The 17137-nt window shown below is 46.9% G+C and carries 12 protein-coding genes; 5 read left to right on the forward strand and 7 right to left on the reverse strand.

Annotated elements, in window-relative coordinates:
* Window positions 1–54: 54 nt before the first annotated feature.
* Both map and AC5SV9_RS07425 read right to left on the reverse strand, forming a co-directional pair.
* The gene (gene map, locus AC5SV9_RS07420; protein ID WP_475147635.1) at window positions 55–840 is read right to left on the reverse strand and encodes a type I methionyl aminopeptidase; all 786 of its coding nucleotides are present in this window, start codon (window positions 838–840) and stop codon (window positions 55–57) included.
* The gene (locus AC5SV9_RS07425; RefSeq protein WP_475147637.1) at window positions 821–1039 is read right to left on the reverse strand and encodes a ParD-like family protein; all 219 of its coding nucleotides are present in this window, start codon (window positions 1037–1039) and stop codon (window positions 821–823) included. Before AC5SV9_RS07425 ends, map begins: the two co-directional genes overlap by 20 nt.
* Before the next feature lie 341 nt (window positions 1040–1380).
* On the opposite strand from AC5SV9_RS07425, the gene xdp1 reads away from it, so the two are divergent.
* The gene (xdp1, locus tag AC5SV9_RS07430) at window positions 1381–2127 is read left to right on the forward strand and encodes an exosortase-dependent surface protein XDP1 (RefSeq protein ID WP_475147639.1); all 747 of its coding nucleotides are present in this window, start codon (window positions 1381–1383) and stop codon (window positions 2125–2127) included.
* Window positions 2128–2240: 113 nt separating this feature from the next.
* Window positions 2241–5009: a tetratricopeptide repeat protein gene (locus tag AC5SV9_RS07435; RefSeq protein ID WP_475147642.1), complete on the forward strand. Its 2769-nt coding sequence runs from the start codon at window positions 2241–2243 to the stop codon at window positions 5007–5009.
* 27 nt (window positions 5010–5036) lie between these two features.
* Here the strand turns inward: AC5SV9_RS07435 and AC5SV9_RS07440 are convergent, their stop codons facing one another.
* The 3 genes from AC5SV9_RS07440 to hutH all read right to left on the reverse strand — a co-directional run bounded on the left by AC5SV9_RS07440 (window position 5037) and on the right by hutH (window position 10017).
* On the reverse strand, window positions 5037–6332 hold the full coding sequence (locus tag AC5SV9_RS07440) for an aminotransferase class V-fold PLP-dependent enzyme (RefSeq protein WP_475147645.1): 1296 nt from the start codon (window positions 6330–6332) through the stop codon (window positions 5037–5039).
* Window positions 6333–6497: 165 nt separating this feature from the next.
* Entirely contained in the window at window positions 6498–8501 is a 2004-nt protein-coding gene (gene hutU, locus AC5SV9_RS07445; RefSeq protein WP_475147648.1) for a urocanate hydratase, read from the reverse strand.
* A gap of 10 nt (window positions 8502–8511) precedes the next feature.
* Window positions 8512–10017, reverse strand: coding sequence for a histidine ammonia-lyase (gene hutH / locus AC5SV9_RS07450; RefSeq protein ID WP_475147650.1), 1506 nt, complete (start codon window positions 10015–10017; stop codon window positions 8512–8514).
* A gap of 269 nt (window positions 10018–10286) precedes the next feature.
* Here hutH and AC5SV9_RS07455 point away from each other — a divergent pair, with 269 nt between their 5' ends.
* The 3 genes from AC5SV9_RS07455 (at window position 10287) to AC5SV9_RS07465 (ending at window position 13927) form a co-directional block, all read left to right on the forward strand.
* Window positions 10287–11189, forward strand: a complete 903-nt coding sequence (locus tag AC5SV9_RS07455) for a LysR family transcriptional regulator (RefSeq protein WP_475147653.1) — start codon at window positions 10287–10289, stop codon at window positions 11187–11189.
* 173 nt (window positions 11190–11362) lie between these two features.
* The gene (locus tag AC5SV9_RS07460) at window positions 11363–12640 is read left to right on the forward strand and encodes a tyrosine-type recombinase/integrase (protein WP_475147655.1); all 1278 of its coding nucleotides are present in this window, start codon (window positions 11363–11365) and stop codon (window positions 12638–12640) included.
* Window positions 12641–12652: 12 nt separating this feature from the next.
* A complete protein-coding gene (locus tag AC5SV9_RS07465) occupies window positions 12653–13927 on the forward strand; it encodes a tyrosine-type recombinase/integrase (protein ID WP_475147658.1) in 1275 nt (424 codons plus the stop codon).
* Window positions 13928–14034: 107 nt separating this feature from the next.
* Here AC5SV9_RS07465 and AC5SV9_RS07470 read toward each other — a convergent pair whose 3' ends face one another.
* On the reverse strand, window positions 14035–14598 hold the full coding sequence (locus tag AC5SV9_RS07470) for a hypothetical protein (protein ID WP_475147661.1): 564 nt from the start codon (window positions 14596–14598) through the stop codon (window positions 14035–14037).
* A 380-nt stretch (window positions 14599–14978) separates the two neighbouring features.
* Complete coding sequence (locus tag AC5SV9_RS07475; RefSeq protein ID WP_475147663.1) at window positions 14979–16808, reverse strand: DUF262 domain-containing protein; 1830 nt, start codon at window positions 16806–16808, stop codon at window positions 14979–14981.
* Window positions 16809–17137: the final 329 nt, after the last annotated feature.

The raw sequence follows: 17137 nt of genomic DNA on the forward strand, positions 1-17137 counted from the left end.
GCTAACATGATGTCAAAACGGAGGAAATGTTGTTATTCACGCGGCCAGTTATGTTTATTCACATACCAGGCTCTGCTCTTCATTACGCAGAGTCAGCACCTCAACACCCGTTGTAGTTACTGCTACGGTATGCTCCCACTGGGCGGACAGCTTTTTGTCACGGGTAACGACGGTCCAGCCGTCTTTTTTGGTTTTCACTTTGTGACTGCCCTGATTAAGCATCGGCTCAATCGTAAATACCATGCCGGGCTTCAGTACCATACCACTACCTGCCGTACCGTAATGCAATACCTGGGGCGCCTCGTGCATTTCCCGGCCAATACCATGACCACAATATTCACGTACGACACTGTAACCTTTACGCCTGGCAAACTGCTCTATGGCAAAGCCTATATCACCCAGTCTACCTCCGGGTTTGACAGCATGAATGCCTAACCACAGCGCCTGATAACAATCATCAACCAGTGCTTTGGCGTCTGGTTTTACGCTGCCGATGCAATACATTTTACTGGAGTCTGCAATAAAACCATGCTTTTCCAGCGTAATATCAACGTTGATTATATCGCCACTGCGCAGCACCTGTGATGCAGAAGGTACACCGTGACAGACCACATCATTTACCGATGTATTAAGCACATAAGCAAAGCCATACTGCCCCTTGCTTGCCGGTCGGGCATGCAGTTCATCGACAATATAACGCTCTGCCAGGTCATTAATCTGTAGCGTTGAGATGCCTTCGGCAATTTTGCTATCCAGCATGGCAAACACCTGCGCCAGCAGACGGCCCGCCTCTCTTTGCAGGCTGAGCTCTTCTGGCGTTTTAAGCACGACGGGGCTCATCTATCTCTCCTGCAAGCGTGACATCAGCCTGGCGCAATAGCCTTGCTGTCAACTGCTGATAATTTAATGTCGGGTTCAGCTCAGCAAGCATGCCCATTTTCAACCAGAATTCAGCCTGAGCATTGATTGAACGGGACATGGCACCACTGGCTTTACGAATTTCCTCGTGCAGTTCATCTGCAATTTTAACGATACCCAAGTTAACCCTCCTGATTTAAATATACGAATCATATATAAAACATATAAACCAGACAAGTCCCCCTTCAATGCGCTACACTATGGCCCTGAACACGACAGCCAATAATGCGGCGCTTTAATACCGCTAAGATCTTATTTGCTCTAAGCTTTATACTGCGCCATGATTTGTAACGTATGGCGTCTGTGGATCAAAAAGGATCTGTCAGTTTTATTTACACCAGACCAGATACGGAATCATAAAAATCATTCAGAATCAGCCATTAACAAAATGGTCTGCTTTTTGCATTAACATGTTAGGAATTGTGATAAACCACTGTCGTCTATCTCTGTAGGGAATGGAAAATGTTAAGATCCATACTAATTTTGCTCTGCTCGGTTTCACTGTCTGCTTATGCCAGCACAGAAACGTGGAATTTTAAAACCGGCCAGACTACAACTGGCGCCAACAAACTGTCACTGCAATCCAGCTCAGGCAACAGCGCTGCACTATCTGGCTGGTCTTCTAACAGCAGTAGCGCAACGTCTACGGTAAGATCTGCCAACCGCGTCACCCTTGATTCTAATTGGGGTGTACAGCTGTGGAACAGAAACGACAGCGGCTCACCTTCGCACGCGGTAGACAATACCAGCGGCTTTGATTTTATCTTACTGGAATTCTTACAGCCTGTTGAGTTGCTCAGCCTGACAAACAGCTGGACCAGCGGCTACAGCTGGGTATCGGTAGGTGCTTTTGCAGCTAACCCTTTCGCCGGCGGTTCAGTAAACTGGCAACAGGTGGCCAATTCTGCCATCCAAACCGCGAGCTATAAAGATACTGGTATTAATACACCTTATGTGTTTGCCAACAACAGTTCTATTGAAGGTACAGGCATTACCAGCACTTTCGCTAACTACTGGTTAATCGGCGCTTATAATCCGGTATTTAACGGCGGCAATTACGCTCTGGGTGATCATATTAAATTTGCCAGTATTACCACCAAGACCTTTGTACCAGACAACACTGATACGCCGGTACAGGTACCAGAGCCTGGCACCATAGCACTGTTTTCGTTAGGCCTGCTTGGCTTGCTCTACAGACGGCGCGCTTAATCTGCACAAAAGGGGCGTCAGGCCCCTTTTTTTTATCTGCTTATTACTGCTATTGTTCATTTGCTTTACAGGGACAGTTTGCCGACTCCGGCAAAAAACGATAAGAGGTTTCAATGTTTGTTCGCTTTATTCTGGCATTGCTGCTGGTTTCCTCCTGCCAGTTGCTTGCCGACAGCCAATATAATTACGAGAACGCGTTAAAACTGTACCAGCAGAAACAATTTGATAGCGCGGGCATCCATTTACGTAATGTATTAAAAGATAATCCGGATAACTTAGCGGCTCAAATTTTACTGGGCAAAATTCTGTTAGAGCAGCAGCACTTCGCACAGGCGTTAAACGTGTTAGAGGGCGCGCTAACCGACGGTGCCGATGTTAATCTGCTCAGTGATGAACTAAGTTACGTCTACCTGTTATTTCAGGATGAATCCAGGCTGATGCAACTTGAAAAGTATGGTGCATTAAGTCCGCTCAAACGTTTTAACTGGCTGCTGGTCAGCGCTAACCTCTATCAGGAAAACGGTAAATACACCGAAGCCGCCACCGCACTGGATAACGCAGAACAACTGCTTGCAGACAATGCGTCTTTACTCAATGCCAAAGCGGGCCTGGCTATCAGATTACGCCAGTTTGCTAAGGCTAATAGCTTATTGCAGCAAACCCTGGCAAAAGATCCGCAGAATATTGAAACACTGCTACTGCTCGGCAATCTGGCCAAAGAGCAGCAACAACCCGAAGCGGCTCTGGATTACTATCAGCGTGCTTTATCGCTACAGAGCGATAACCCTTTTGTTTTACGTTCATTAAGCGCCGCCTGGTTCGCCGTAGGCCAACCGGCTAAAGCGCGGCCATTCTTACTTAAGCTGCAAGATATGGGACTAAACGATGCTTATCTGCGTTTTAGTTTGCTGCTGCTTAACGCTGTGCTGGATAATAAAACAGAAACCACTAATTTTGTTGCGCTACGCGATGATCTGAATGCGCTGCCAACCGATTACTTTGCAGCAGCGCCGGCACAGCTGTATTTAAGGGCAGCCTTGAACTATCTGCTGGGGGCATCAGAACAGGCGATTCAGGATTTAGAAGCTTATCTTAAACTGCAACCGCAGGATTCAAATGCTATCGCATTGATTGCAGAACATTATTTACGCACCAGAGAACCTAGCATGGCACTGCGTTTTTTGGAGAGACATCAAGAGCATATTCAAAACTCCGTGCCACTGCTGGCTCAACATGTGTTGCTTACGATGAGAGCAGGCAAGCTTAAATCAGCTGAAACGATGTTAAGTGATATCCGGGCCCGGTTTCCAACTGATGCAACACTGGCAGCACTGGATGCCGATTTAAAACGCCAGTTATATGGCCCAGAGCTGGCCCTGCAGGAGTTGAATAAGCAGCAAAGCCCAGATACCCCAGCAACGTTGTTAACGGGCGCTCTGCTGGCGCTGGATGTCGGTGATAATGACGCCGCTATGAAGAAGGCCCGGCAACTGATAACTTTGGCACCTGATAATGCAGATTACCTGAACTTATATGCCGGTATTCTGTTACAAGCGCAGCAGTACCAGAGTGTAAACCAGACATTGCAGCAGCTGTTGAAGCTAAAGCCAGAACACTTTGCCGGCAGGCTGACACTGGCTAATCTGTACATCAGTCAGGGCAAAATACAAGAAGCTGAGACCTTACTTTCAGCACTGTTAAAAGAACAGCCCTACCACCAGGCCACAACCGTTTTGCTGGCTGCTACGGAGTTGCAGTTAAGTAAAACACAACAGGCCGAGCAGCGACTGAATACGATGCTAAACCGTAAATACTACCGCCCAGCGGTAGACCTGTTGCTGCGTCACTACCTGACAACCAATGCTCTGACGGACGCACGCTATCTGCTGCAGCGGGCATTGCGGCAAGAGTTTCTTGATAAAGAGTTACTGTTTCAGGAAGTCGAGGTCCTGCTTGCTCTGAACGAAACGGCACAAGCTGAAGACAAAATAAAGCTTATTCAGTCATTGCCGGAACTTAACAGTGGGCACTGGCTGCAGCTTGGCAGAATTCAGCAGCGGCTAGGCCATCCGCTACTGGCGCTGCAAAACCTGGCTACTGCAATACAGCTCTCGCCAGATCAACCTGTATATCAGTACGAATATATCGCCATGCTGATAGCGAACAACAAACTGCCTGTGGCAAAAGAGCAACTGGCTGCACTAGAAGGCGAATCAGGCGAAAGTGCAGACGCGTATTTGCTTCGGGCAGAATATGCCAGGCAAACAGGCAATACATCAGACGCTTTCGTTGCTTTTAAAGCCAGCATCAGCAAGGACCCGTTTTTCAAGCGCGCCTGGGCCGGTTTATACGAACTAGCCCGGCAGGAAAAATACAACCAGCCTTTTGTCACGCTAGCTGAGCAATACCTTAGCGCCAACCCTGACAATGTGTGGCTGCGCCGTTTACTGGCTGAGCATCATATTAATCATCAATCTTATGCAGCAGCAAAACAGCAATATCAGCTGCTGCTGAATGCCGGCGCTTTCACCGATGATCCCTGGCTGTATAATAATCTGGCAAATGCATTGTTAACTGATGACGCTCAGCGAGCACTGGTGTATGCCATTCAGGCAGATAAGCTGCTTGGTAACAATCCCCGGATCCAATTAACGCGGGCGAAGGCTTTGCTTGAGCTGCGTCAATTTGATCAGGCACTACCCGTGCTGCGACAGGCATTCGCATTGGATAGCACTAATGCAGAGGTAAACTACCTGCTGGCAGAAAGCCTGGTGCAGTTGCAACGTAAAGATGAGGCACGGCTTATATTGCAAAAGTTGGTTAACAGTACCAGCCAGCCAGACTACCGGAGCAAAGCGTCAAGCCTGTTAGACACCCTATAACTTGCGCCAGCCATCAAGTAACGCTGGCTACACGGTATGTAGTGCGGCCAGCGCCTGTTCAATTTCCTGCTCATTGTTTACCAGACTTGGGGCAAAACGGGCATAAGACTTACGGTATGGTGTCGCGCTCATAATAATGCCTTTTTTGTGCATCTCTTTTACCACATCTTCCGGCGACATTTGTTTGTAATCAAAACATACCAATCCCGAAGATAACTGTGGCGACATAGGTGTATACAGCTTTACGCCCGCCAGTTTGGCCAGGCCTTGCTTAGTTTGGCTGTTAAGCTGGTGAATACGCGCCTGAACATCCGCTTTACCCAGTTGCAAATGTAATTTAAACGCCTCAGGCAGCGCCCAGCGGTGTTCAAACGAATGAAAACCACCCGGTGTCATGTGCTCGCCTGTGGGCACCTGATCCTGGGTGCTGCCACCCAGCCAGACATCATACGATTGACTAAAGCTTGGAATAACCGCATTGCAGTGCTGCCAACCGCGTTTACTGCCCCAGATCACACCGGTACCGCGTGGGCCGAATATCCATTTGTGGGTACCGGCAATAAAAAAATCACAGCCCAATGACGAAACATCCACATTTTCAATACCAAAGCCATGTACGCCATCGACACAGAAGATGATCTGATCGGCGTCATCACGCTGTTTATTCTGTTCAGTCAGCATATCGGCAATGGCCCGCACCGGCAGCTTTACCCCGGTAGAGGAATGCACCCAGGTTACGGCAACGACCTTGGTTTTGGTAGTAATGGCCGCCTTTAGTTTGGTCACCACTTCATCTACTGACACCTGCGAAGGATCATCATACAGTGCCACCTGGCGCACCTTAGCGCCGGTTCTGTCTGCCCGAAGTTGCAGCGATAAATCGGTGGAATAGTGATCATGCACCGTTTGCAGTATTTCATCACCCGGGCGTAATTTTAAGCCACTGTATACCAGCGCCAGGCCCATAGTGGTGCTGTCGGTGAGTGCTATCTGCCAGGCATCACCGCCCATATAGTCGGCTGCTGCCGCGGCTATCTGATGATCAATGGTCATAAAATGCTCATGCCAGTAATCGGCAGGGTTTTCATCAAAGGCTTTGCGGTGGCGTTCAATCGCGGCAGCCACCGGCTTGGGGTGTGATGCCAGCAAAAAGGTCGCTAAATGTATGTAGTCGTGAGTCAAAGAGAATTGCTGCCTCAGACCTTTCCAATCTGCGGTTTTAAGCGCGGGTAATGCTGTGCTGGCTTGCAATAGATGAGACACTGGCAGCAAACTGCTACCAAGCAATAATGAGGTTTGAGTCAGAAAATCGCGGCGTTTCATGGCTAATCATCCTGATTAAATTTTAATCAGTTTAGTGCATAAGCCCCAGAGTGCTGCAGAATTGACCTGGTTTGGCACTAGCCGCTTGTATAGCAAGGTGTTTTAAAAAAGACGAAAGCCCCGCCTGCAAAGCTGACGGGGCTCAATGTTAACTAGCTAAAGCTGCTAGAGCGACAAATTATCCAGAATGTCGTCATCTACCCGGTTCGCCAGCGTAACCTTTAACTTCGGGGTTCTGGCCATTTCACGTTTAATGGCAAAATCGGCCTCGGTATTCCGTGCCCAACTGCGACGCGCGATACCGTTATTAACATCGAATAGCAGCATGGATTTTAACCGTCTGTCTGCCTCGTTTGAGCCGTCGAGCAGCATACCAAAGCCACCGTTAATCACTTCGCCCCAGCCTACCCCGCCGCCGTTATGGATAGACACCCAGGTCGCGCCGCGGAAGCTGTCACCGATAACGTTGTGAATCGCCATATCGGCAGTAAAACGGCTGCCATCGTAAATGTTAGAGGTTTCACGAAACGGCGAGTCGGTGCCGCTGACGTCATGGTGATCACGCCCCAATACCACAGGGCCAATCTCGCCACGGGCAATAGCGGCGTTAAAGGCTGCGGCAATTTCCATCCGGCCCTCGGCATCGGCATATAAAATTCGTGCCTGCGAGCCGACCACCAGCTTGTTCTGCTTAGCATCTTTAATCCAGGTGATGTTATCCTGCATTTGCTGCTGAATTTCTTCTGGCGCCTCTACCATAAGGCGCTCAAGCACCTGTGCCGCAATGGCATCGGTTTTATCCAGATCTTCCGGCTTACCGGAGGTACAGACCCAGCGGAACGGGCCAAAGCCGTAGTCAAAACACATCGGGCCTAAAATATCCTGCACGTAGGACGGGTATTTAAAGTCGATGCCGTTGTCGGCCATCACATCGCCACCGGCACGTGAGGCTTCCAGTAAAAACGCATTACCGTAATCGAAGAAGTAAGTGCCCTTCGCGGTGTGTTTGTTCACCGCATCAGCATGACGTTTTAATGTCGCCTGCACTTTAGCTTTAAATAGCTCTGGCTCCTCCCGGATCAAGCGATTCGCTTCGTCATAACTGATGCCAACCGGGTAGTAACCGCCAGACCACGGGTTATGTAGTGACGTTTGATCTGAGCCCAAATGCACAAAAATATCGCTCTGATAAAAGCGTTCCCACACATCGACGACGTTACCGATGTAGGCAATCGACACCACTTCTTCATTGCCCTGCGCTTGCTTTACCCGGGCAATCAGCGCATCCATATTATCGATAAGCTCGTCAACCCAGCCCTGCTGATGGCGCTTAGTGGCAGCCTTCGGGTTTACCTCGGCACAGACGGTAATACAGCCAGCGATATTACCGGCTTTGGGCTGGGCACCACTCATCCCGCCCAAACCGGCGGTTAAGAAGATCTTGCCTTTGCTGCTCTCGCCTTTTTTCAGTACCTTTCGAAAGGCGTTCATTACCGTGATGGTAGTACCGTGCACTATGCCCTGCGGGCCGATGTACATGTATGAACCGGCGGTCATCTGGCCATATTGGGTAACGCCCAGCGCATTAAAGCGCTCCCAGTCATCCGGCTTGGAGTAGTTCGGAATCATCATACCGTTAGTGACAATAACCCGCGGTGCTTCTTCAGATGATGGGAACAAACCCATAGGGTGACCTGAGTACATATGCAGTGTCTGATCGCTTTGCATCTCGCTTAAATACTGCATAGTTAAACGGTACTGCGCCCAGTTTTGAAACACGGCACCATTACCACCATAAGTAATCAGCTCTTCCGGGTGCTGTGCTACTGCCGGGTCGAGGTTGTTATCAATCATCAGCATAATGGCGGCGGCCTGCTGGCAGTTGGCCGGATAATCAGTAATTGGCCGCGCTTTTAGCTTGTAGTCCGGCTTAAAGCGGTACATATAAATACGGCCGTAATCACTCAGCTCTTTGGCAAACTCTGCCGCCAGTTCGTTGTGCCACGCTTTTGGGAAGTAACGCAGCGCGTTACGCACCGCCAGCTGCTTTTCTGCTTTGGTCAGTATGTCTTTACGCTTAGGCGCCCGGTTCGCATCCGCAGGATACCGCTTAGCTGGCGGTAACTCGGCTGGTATACCTTGCTTAATCTGGTCCTGAAAAGTCATCATCCGTCTCCCCTTAATTCAGCGCAAAGTTGACAGTAAAGGCCTGGGTTTTCACCAGTTCAATCATGGCGTCGATATCCGGCTTTAACAGGCGATCTTCTTCTAACTTCGCCACTTTGCTACGAATAAGCGCAAAGTTGTGTTCAACCAGATCAGAACAGGTATTTGGCCGGCGGAACTCTATTGCCTGAGCGGCATACATCAGTTCTATCGCCAGAATTTTTTCCAGGTTACCTAAGATCTGGTTTAATTTGCGGCCAGAGATACTGCCCATAGACACATGATCTTCCTGTCCCATTGAGGTCGGTACACTATCGGCTGACGGCGGGAAGCACAATGATTTGTTCTCGGTTACCAAAGCAGCAGTCACATATTGCGGGATCATCATGCCGGAGTTTAAACCGCCGGCTTTGGTCAGCAAGCGCGGCAAACCATGCAGGCCTTCCAACAGTAAATAACAGCGGCGGTCGGAAATGTTACCCAATTCGGCAGCGGCGATAGAAGCATAATCCAGCACCATCGCTAGCGGCTGGCCATGGAAGCCACCGCCGGAAATCGCCTCTTCGCTGCTTATTACGATAGGATTATCGGTAACCGAATTCATTTCAATTTCGGCCAACTCTTTTAAATGGTTATAGGCATTACGCGAGGCACCATGTACCTGCGGAATACAGCGCAGCGAATACGGGTCCTGCACCCGGGCACAACCGGTATGCGAAGCCATATTTTCTGAGTCTTTAAACAGGCGGCGCATGCGGGCAGCTACTTCGATATTGCCTGCAAAAGCACGGATTTGATGCAGCTCGGCACGAAACGGCGAGCCACTGCCCTGCATACCCTCAATACTCATGGCGCCAGCAACATCGGCTAAATTCAGCAGGTAGCGCATCTTAGTCAGGGCAGTAATGGCATGTGACAAAATAAACTGGGTGCCGTTAATCAGGCCAAGGCCCTCTTTGGCCTGTAACTCCAGCGGTGCTAAGCCATGTTGCGCTAAGGCTTCAGCCGCGCTGATTGTGCCTTTGTCGTGCCAAAACTCACCTTCACCTAAAAGCGGTAAAAACAGGTGAGATAACGGCGCTAAATCGCCGGAAGCACCCACTGAGCCCTGCTCGGGTACTACCGGAATTAAATCCAACTCAATAAATTTCAGCATGCGCTCAACCACTTCTAAGCGTACACCTGAATAGCCCTGGCTTAAGGCATGTACTTTGGTGATCAGCATTAATTTTGAAATGGCTTTGGCGATAGGCTCACCTACCCCCACGGCATGGGTGATCAGCAGATTTTTTTGCAGTAGCGCGGTTTCGGCCGGCGAAATTTGCGTATCGCACAATGGGCCAAAGCCCGTGTTAATGCCGTAAATGGCTTTGTCAGATGAGGCCATTACCTCAACGTTGTTGCGGCTTTGATTAATTCTGGCGATAACTTCAGCACACAACTCAGCCTTAATACTGCCATCAGCGATACCGTTGACGATATCTAAATCCATCTGGTCTAAACCATAGCGAAACGTCATATTGTGATCCTTAAACATGCTGATAAAAAGTCTGCAACGGGACCTCGCAGGCAGAATCGGTTTGCTCTAAATCAACCGTTGGAGGCCAGAGATGGCCGGAACCGAGCCTCAGGGACGATTCATGGCGTGTTGATGTGAGTAAACCGGTTCAGCCGATGCCGCGATGAGCAGACATTGCTTTAATACCACCATGCTAGCTTGCGTCAGTAGTTTTATAAATACATAATATTCGTAACTCATTCCTGATTTATCGAACTAAAGAGCAACTGATGCAGGTACAGGACGTTGATTTACGTTTACTGAGAATTTTCGTCACTATCGTCGAATGCGGCGGGCTGTCAGCGGCCGAATCGCGGCTGAATATCGGCCGCTCAACCATCAGTGCGCATTTATCCGACTTAGAAGTACGGCTGGGCGTAACACTGTGTAAACGTGGCCGCAGTGGTTTTGAGCTGACTGAGCCTGGGCGAATAACCTATCAGGCTTCACTTGAGCTGTTACAGCAATGCGAGGCTTTTGCCACTACAGTTGCAGGCTCAAAACATAAATTATCTGGCCGGGTAAGCTTAGCAACCATCGACACCCTGGTTGGCGACCCACGCTGCGCTATCGGTAAAGCCATAGCGGCACTAAAACAGAAAAGCGACGCTATTCAATTTGATATCTATGTCTGCGAAGCACGCGAAGTAGAAACAGCCGTCGCCAACGGCCGTTCGCTGTTGGGCATCGGCGTTAGCCGCCACCATATCCGTGGGCTGGATTACACGCCGCTGTTTAATGAAACCAACTATCTGTACTGTGCCAGCGGCCACCCGTTGTTTGAGTGCAAAGAGCAGGAAACGGAAAAACTATTACAACGCGCTGAAGTGATCACCAGTAACTATATGCGCGATAAAGAGCGGCGCAACGATGGCTTAAACTACCAAAATACCGCAATCGCCTATCACGACGAAGGTATTGCCCATTTGATCTTATCCGGTAAGTTTATCGGCTACCTGCCCGAGCACTACGCCAGCCATTGGGTAGATAAGGGCGTATTCAAAGCGATACTGCCGCAAAAATATTGTTACCAGATCCCGGTGGTGTTAATTACATCCATCAACCATTCAGGCTCACCGTTGGCGCAAGCGATGATTGAAGCTATAAAGCGAAGTCATACTATCAGTAATTGATTTGATTCGTTTTGGTGCCTAGGGTCGGACTCGAACCGACACGGAGTTTCCCCCGGCGGATTTTGAATGAACTTCATATATGGTTATCTAGCTGAAAATTCAGCAGATAATTCTCTCAAAAAGCAAACTTTACAAAATATTTGCAAATTGAGAGCTATACATGGAGCTAAAAAATGTCAAAAGTCATCGAGAAACATCGCCTTACACCAGACCTGCAAATCTACAAGCAAAGTAACTGCTATAACTGGATTGCCCGCCTAAAAATCAACAAAACTCACTTTTCCCGCACAACCAAAACTCGTGATCTGAGCGAAGCTATAGCTAAGGCTCATCGAATTTTCATCGAATACGAAATCCGTTTCGAAACCAACAACTTTGTTGTAGAGACTAAACGTTTCGCCTTTGTGGCTGATAAAGTCATACAACAGATGCAGCAAGCATTAGCTGCTAGTATGGGTAAAGTCATCTATGACGATTATATAGGTGCACTGCGCAAATACCATATACCTTTTTTTGGTCGCACGCATGTGACCAGAATTGACGATGATCAACTTACCGAGTTCGACCAATGGCGCGTTGCTCAGCTTGGCCGCATCCCGGCTAAGTCAACAGTACAGAACCACAACGCAGCCCTGCAAATGGTCTTTGATTATGCCGTGAAAAAGAAGTGGATGCTGGTTAGCCAAGTACCATCGCTAGAAAACAAAGGTGTCGGCGGCCAGCGCCGTGCAGCTTTTAATATTGACGAATATCTTAAGGTCAGGGAGAAGGTAGAAGAAATCCAGTATGAAAGCCGCAAGGAGAAAACCCGGCAGATCAGAGAGCTTTTATTGGATTACATGGACTTCGCTATCCTGACGGGTATGAGGCCAGGCTCTGAAATGGATAACCTGACTTGGGCAGATTTGCACATTGAGAGGGACGCTGAGCGCTGCAGATTTTATGCAACCGTTCGTAAAGGGAAAACAACGAAATATACCGGTACACGCGAAATTGTTTGTAAGGAAGCCATCGTAAAAGTACTACAGCGTCTAAGTCAGCGTTTTCCGAATAGGAAAAAGGACGACAAACTGTTTCTACTGAAATCCGGTTCTGCAGTCAAAGAGATGCCACGACACTTTGATAGAGCCTTACAATTAACCGGCCTAAAGCATTCCCAACACGGAGAAAGGAGTTTATATTCGTTACGTCACAGCTACATTACCTGGGAGCTCACTGCCCAGAATGTCAGTATCGACGTTATAGCCCGTCAGTGTGGTACGGGTATCCAGATGATTGAACAGCACTACAGTCATGTTATCCCTCGGATGTTTGGCCGCGAATTGTCAGGTGTAGCGTTGGAAAACCAAAAGATGGTTGATAAGCAGTTTTCGGAAGTCCACTACGACGAACTGCTTAGACATCAGATAGATCGCTGGGCACAAAACTACAAATTACGAGGATTTATCTAACAGGAGTTTTGAATGGCGTACCTGCAGAAAATAACCATCTTCACGGGACTGATTATTTTTATCCAGCAGGGTTCTCAACGTTGGTATGCCCGCTTCAAAGTCGGTAAGAAACACGTTACGTATGCTACCGGCGAAATAGATGTTGACGCTGCAAAAGTTAAAGCCACCGAGGCTTATTATAAACGCCGGGCTGAATTTCAGCTCGGCATCAAAGCCGGCGCCCAGAATTTTGAAGTGCTCGCCAACTCAGTGATTAAAGATTTAGAACTGGACATTGCCAACGGAAAGTCTGCTAAAACCAACACCGTCTATATTGGCATTCTCAAAAACTATCATATTCCGTATTTCACTGGGAAACGAATCGACACCATTGAGCAAAAAGACATGGATGCGTTTTCTGAATGGCGCAAGAAAGAATTTGGTGGCGAGTTATCCAGCTCATCGTTGCAAAATCACAACGCAGTTCTTGGCAAGATATATGACAAAGCGCTGAGGTCAGCACAGATCTCCAAATACCATATCCCCACGTTTGACACCAAAGGCAAACGACAAGAGCGCCGTGCTGCATTTACTTGGGAAGAGTTCCGCAAAATCTCCGAATATATTGATGAGGAAAAGCAACGCACCAAAAACAAAACTAGTCGCATGCTGCTGGAATTGCTGTATGACTACATTGATTTTGTTGTTGCTAGCGGTATGAGGCCAGGTACTGAGATTGAGCAATTGGAATGGCGAGATATAGGCTTTGGATTAAATGATGGTGTACCAGAGATTACGGTATCAGTTCGCAAGGGTAAAACGACTAGCCATACAGGAACACGACAAGTCGTAGTGCGCAGTGACTTCGTTTCAAACCTCGAGGAATTGGTTGCCAGATTTCCAGACAGACAAGCAACCGACAAAGTATTCAGGTTAGCGGACGGCTCAGAGCCAAAGAGCCTAAGCCGTAAGTTCTCTGACATACTGGAAAAGCTAAACCTCAAAGAAAGCCCTTACGGCGAACGAACTCTTTATTCATTGCGACATTCCTACATTACATGGAACTTGAAAACGAAAGCAGACATCGCTGCATTAGCAAAGCAATGCGGCACCAGTATAGAAATGATCGACAGAACGTACAGCCATTTACTGCCTTCGATGTTCAGGCAAGAGTTCAGCGGTATGGTGTACGAGCAAAAAGATCCTGATTCATTGAAACGACGTGAGATTAGCCAAAAGGCTAGAAAAGCCAATATTAGGGATTATGGTTGGCTTGCTGAGAATTTTGGAAAAAGAAAGTTTGTATAGACTCATACGGCAGTAACAGAGAGCTCTCTGTTCGATTATCCCCGTAATTTTTTCGATTAACACATTGATAAATAATTACATTTCAACTTTTGACCAACTCAAACAAATTATGCCGGTGAACGCCCCCCAGATTCAGTCGAATACAAATCAGGATTTCCAAACCTAGAAACAATAGCATTACCTAACGCTTCTTTTGACAAACCGGGATATGTAATTGCAGCCTTCATAAAGGCAACACGATCCTCAAGAGTTTTAACATCAAGCCTATAACTACCACCTTTATACTCAATTCCATTAATTGATACGCTACTCATCCCAAGCTTTTTATGAAGCTGCTTTTGGAACTCAGCAGTAAATGTACCACTAATAATTTCTTGTCTCTGCAACGTGATGTTTTTAGTCGCGATATAATCTCCATGCACCGGTCTGCAAGTAATCAAGTCGCTTAAGGAATACTCTACCGCCCCTCCAGGAGACGATAGCGCTGAACCATCAAACTCATCACCTAAACCCAATGTACCGAACCGCAACCTGAAAGGCTTATCACCTTCAAACCCTCCACTCTGAATACGCTGAAGATTACTGACGTCTAATTGCCCAATTGCATCACCGCAGACACCCAACAGCCCGCCATAAACAACTAAGCCCAACACATCCCGCTTAATTTTCATATTGTCCATTCCCTAATTGTTATCAACCAAAACTTTAGAGATTAGGCCAGCAATCTAGTTTGTCAAATAGGATCAAATAGACGTTTTGGCCCGCCAATGTGGAATCAGCATTGAGATGATTGATCGCCACTACAACCAAGTAATACCAAGGATGTTTAGCCAGAAACTTTCTGGTGTTGATATACCGAAGAAAGACGATATAGAGCGTAAATGGACACACGCGGATAAACTCAGCAAACTATGGGAAAAACGGTTCATCGACTGGGAAATGAACTACAAAAACCGAGGAACCATTTAAATTTACCAGCTCAAATCTGATTGGACAGACACCACCGCAAAACTGGTAACTGTCAGATCAAGTCTGAGCTAGTACAGCTTAACTAAATGTCCGTTGTCTTCCAAACGTCTTTCGCAAGTGTAATTAAAAGCATATGCCGTTTTTCAATTGAAGCAGCATTCCATTCAGGAAACGCTTCCAATTTGGCATTGATTCTTGTTACTGAAGTGTCTTGCCCTACATCGACTAAAGCAGCAAGGCTTCGAGTTAGGTAGTTACCACTCTTACTGTATTCCAATTGCTTTGCCACGTAAAAATCATTGCCTGCGACAATATTGATTGGTTTTTCCAGCAAGGTAAGATTACCGAGGCGATTTTTATAATCGTCATACACAGCATTAGGGTTGTCATCAAGCCAACTTTGGCGAAGCTCCGCTTTTGGGTTGTTCGGCAAAATATGTTCAACTTCAAGCTTGGTATACGGTTCAAGACTGCCAGGCGTCTTGATTCCGCTGAATGCCATTTCGACGTGCTGAGTTAAGCGCGCTAGCAAGTACTTCGTTCGATATTGCTGCATCGAATAAAATGTGAAGCGTTTGAGTGCATCAGCTAGTTCTTGGGACTTAGCACTCATATTTTTCTCAAAATGATCAGATATAAAGTCGTTTAGTTTGCATTTCTGTAAAGAAAGATCTGTTGTTCCGGCAATAGTACGTAGTTCATCCGCCCATAACGAAAAATTACGTTCTAAGTCTTTTGTCGGTGTTTTTGTGAAGATGTAATAAAAAAGGAAACTCTCCAACTGTGCAACGAAGTGATCAAATAGTTGTTTTGGAAAATTGGCGGCGGCAAGTAGTAAGACATAATGCAAACTGAAAGCCCCGCCAGTAAGCCTTTTCAAGCTATCCATCACCAAACTTGGTTGACCGTCATTTCCGCACCCTTTAGCAAATGATATATAGTGCTCTACGTTACGAATTACTTTTCGGACAAACTCAAAGGGTTTAGCTTCGTAGTTGCAAAGAGCTGCATTACCTTTTGCGACAAACCAGTCGTAAATTTCATCTTCACGCACAACATTGTCCGCACGATCATTTTTTATGACGTAGTTAGCCATCAAAAAGTATCTTAGAAATCTAAGAGGTTTTTCTTTAGCCTTCTCAAGTGGTTTGGTAACCTTTTTCCACTCATCTTTCAGCTCCGTAAACTGGGTTTGCTTTACCTGTGTGAACAACAGATTCTTAAGCAAATCCATCGGATTCAAGCCGACCCCTCTTTCGTTAATCGTCTCAAAAATTTTTAAAGCACTACTAACATCTGTTGAAATCTGGATAAATACAACGTTATTTGCCAAATATCCCCAGTACTTTTTAAGCTGTGTTACTTCCTCATAATTATCCTTCAAATATCTATAAAGAGTACTATAGGCGTTAACCAGATTTTCCAGAGATCCAAAACTCGATATACCTGCCGCCTGAATACCGGCACGCACAATTAAGGGTTCAGCATCCAACTCAACGAGCTTTGCCATAACTTCACCGGCGCTTTCATAACGGGGTTCTAATTTAAGGTTAGTACGAACTTCCCCTTCACTATCAACATAACTTGTAGAAATTAATCCGGAAATCATCTGCCGCTGTGGCTCTCCTTGAAACAAATGCTTGAGAGCACACAACAAGAGGAAGAAAGTTGTAAGACGCTGCTGTCCATCAATGACTTCGTAATGATTCTTCTGCTCAGTGGGAGACACCAGTATAGTACCGATAAAATACTCTCTGGCAGAGCCGACATCAATTTGCTCTCCGATATCCTCTAGTAGCTGATGGACTTCTTTGTCAGTCCAAACATACTCACGTTGGTAATCAGGTACAATGTAAAAACATTCTCTAAAGGCTTCTTCAATGCTATATTTGTGATTCTCAATACGAGCCATTTTTTTCGGCTTCCCTTATCTTTTTCAGCAGGTTTTTCATAGTACCTAATATCGTATAATTTAAGAAGTTTGGTAATCCCCCCTAAAAATAACTGACGTCAAAAGTAGAATTTTCTCGAAACATTAAGCTCGGAAATCGCTCATTATTAATCCATCTCTCATCTTCAGCAGTCTTTAACAACTTTGCTAAGGTAGGCACTTTTTCGTCTGGATACTGAGAAATAAATTTGGTCTTAAGTGCCATTTCTAATGTGACATATGCCTGTAATTCAGCGACTTGATGAAATCTGTAAACAAACCAAGTATACAGACATAAGTTTTTGGCCGTT

It is taken from the genome of Rheinheimera sp. ATLC3, assembly GCF_059429535.1.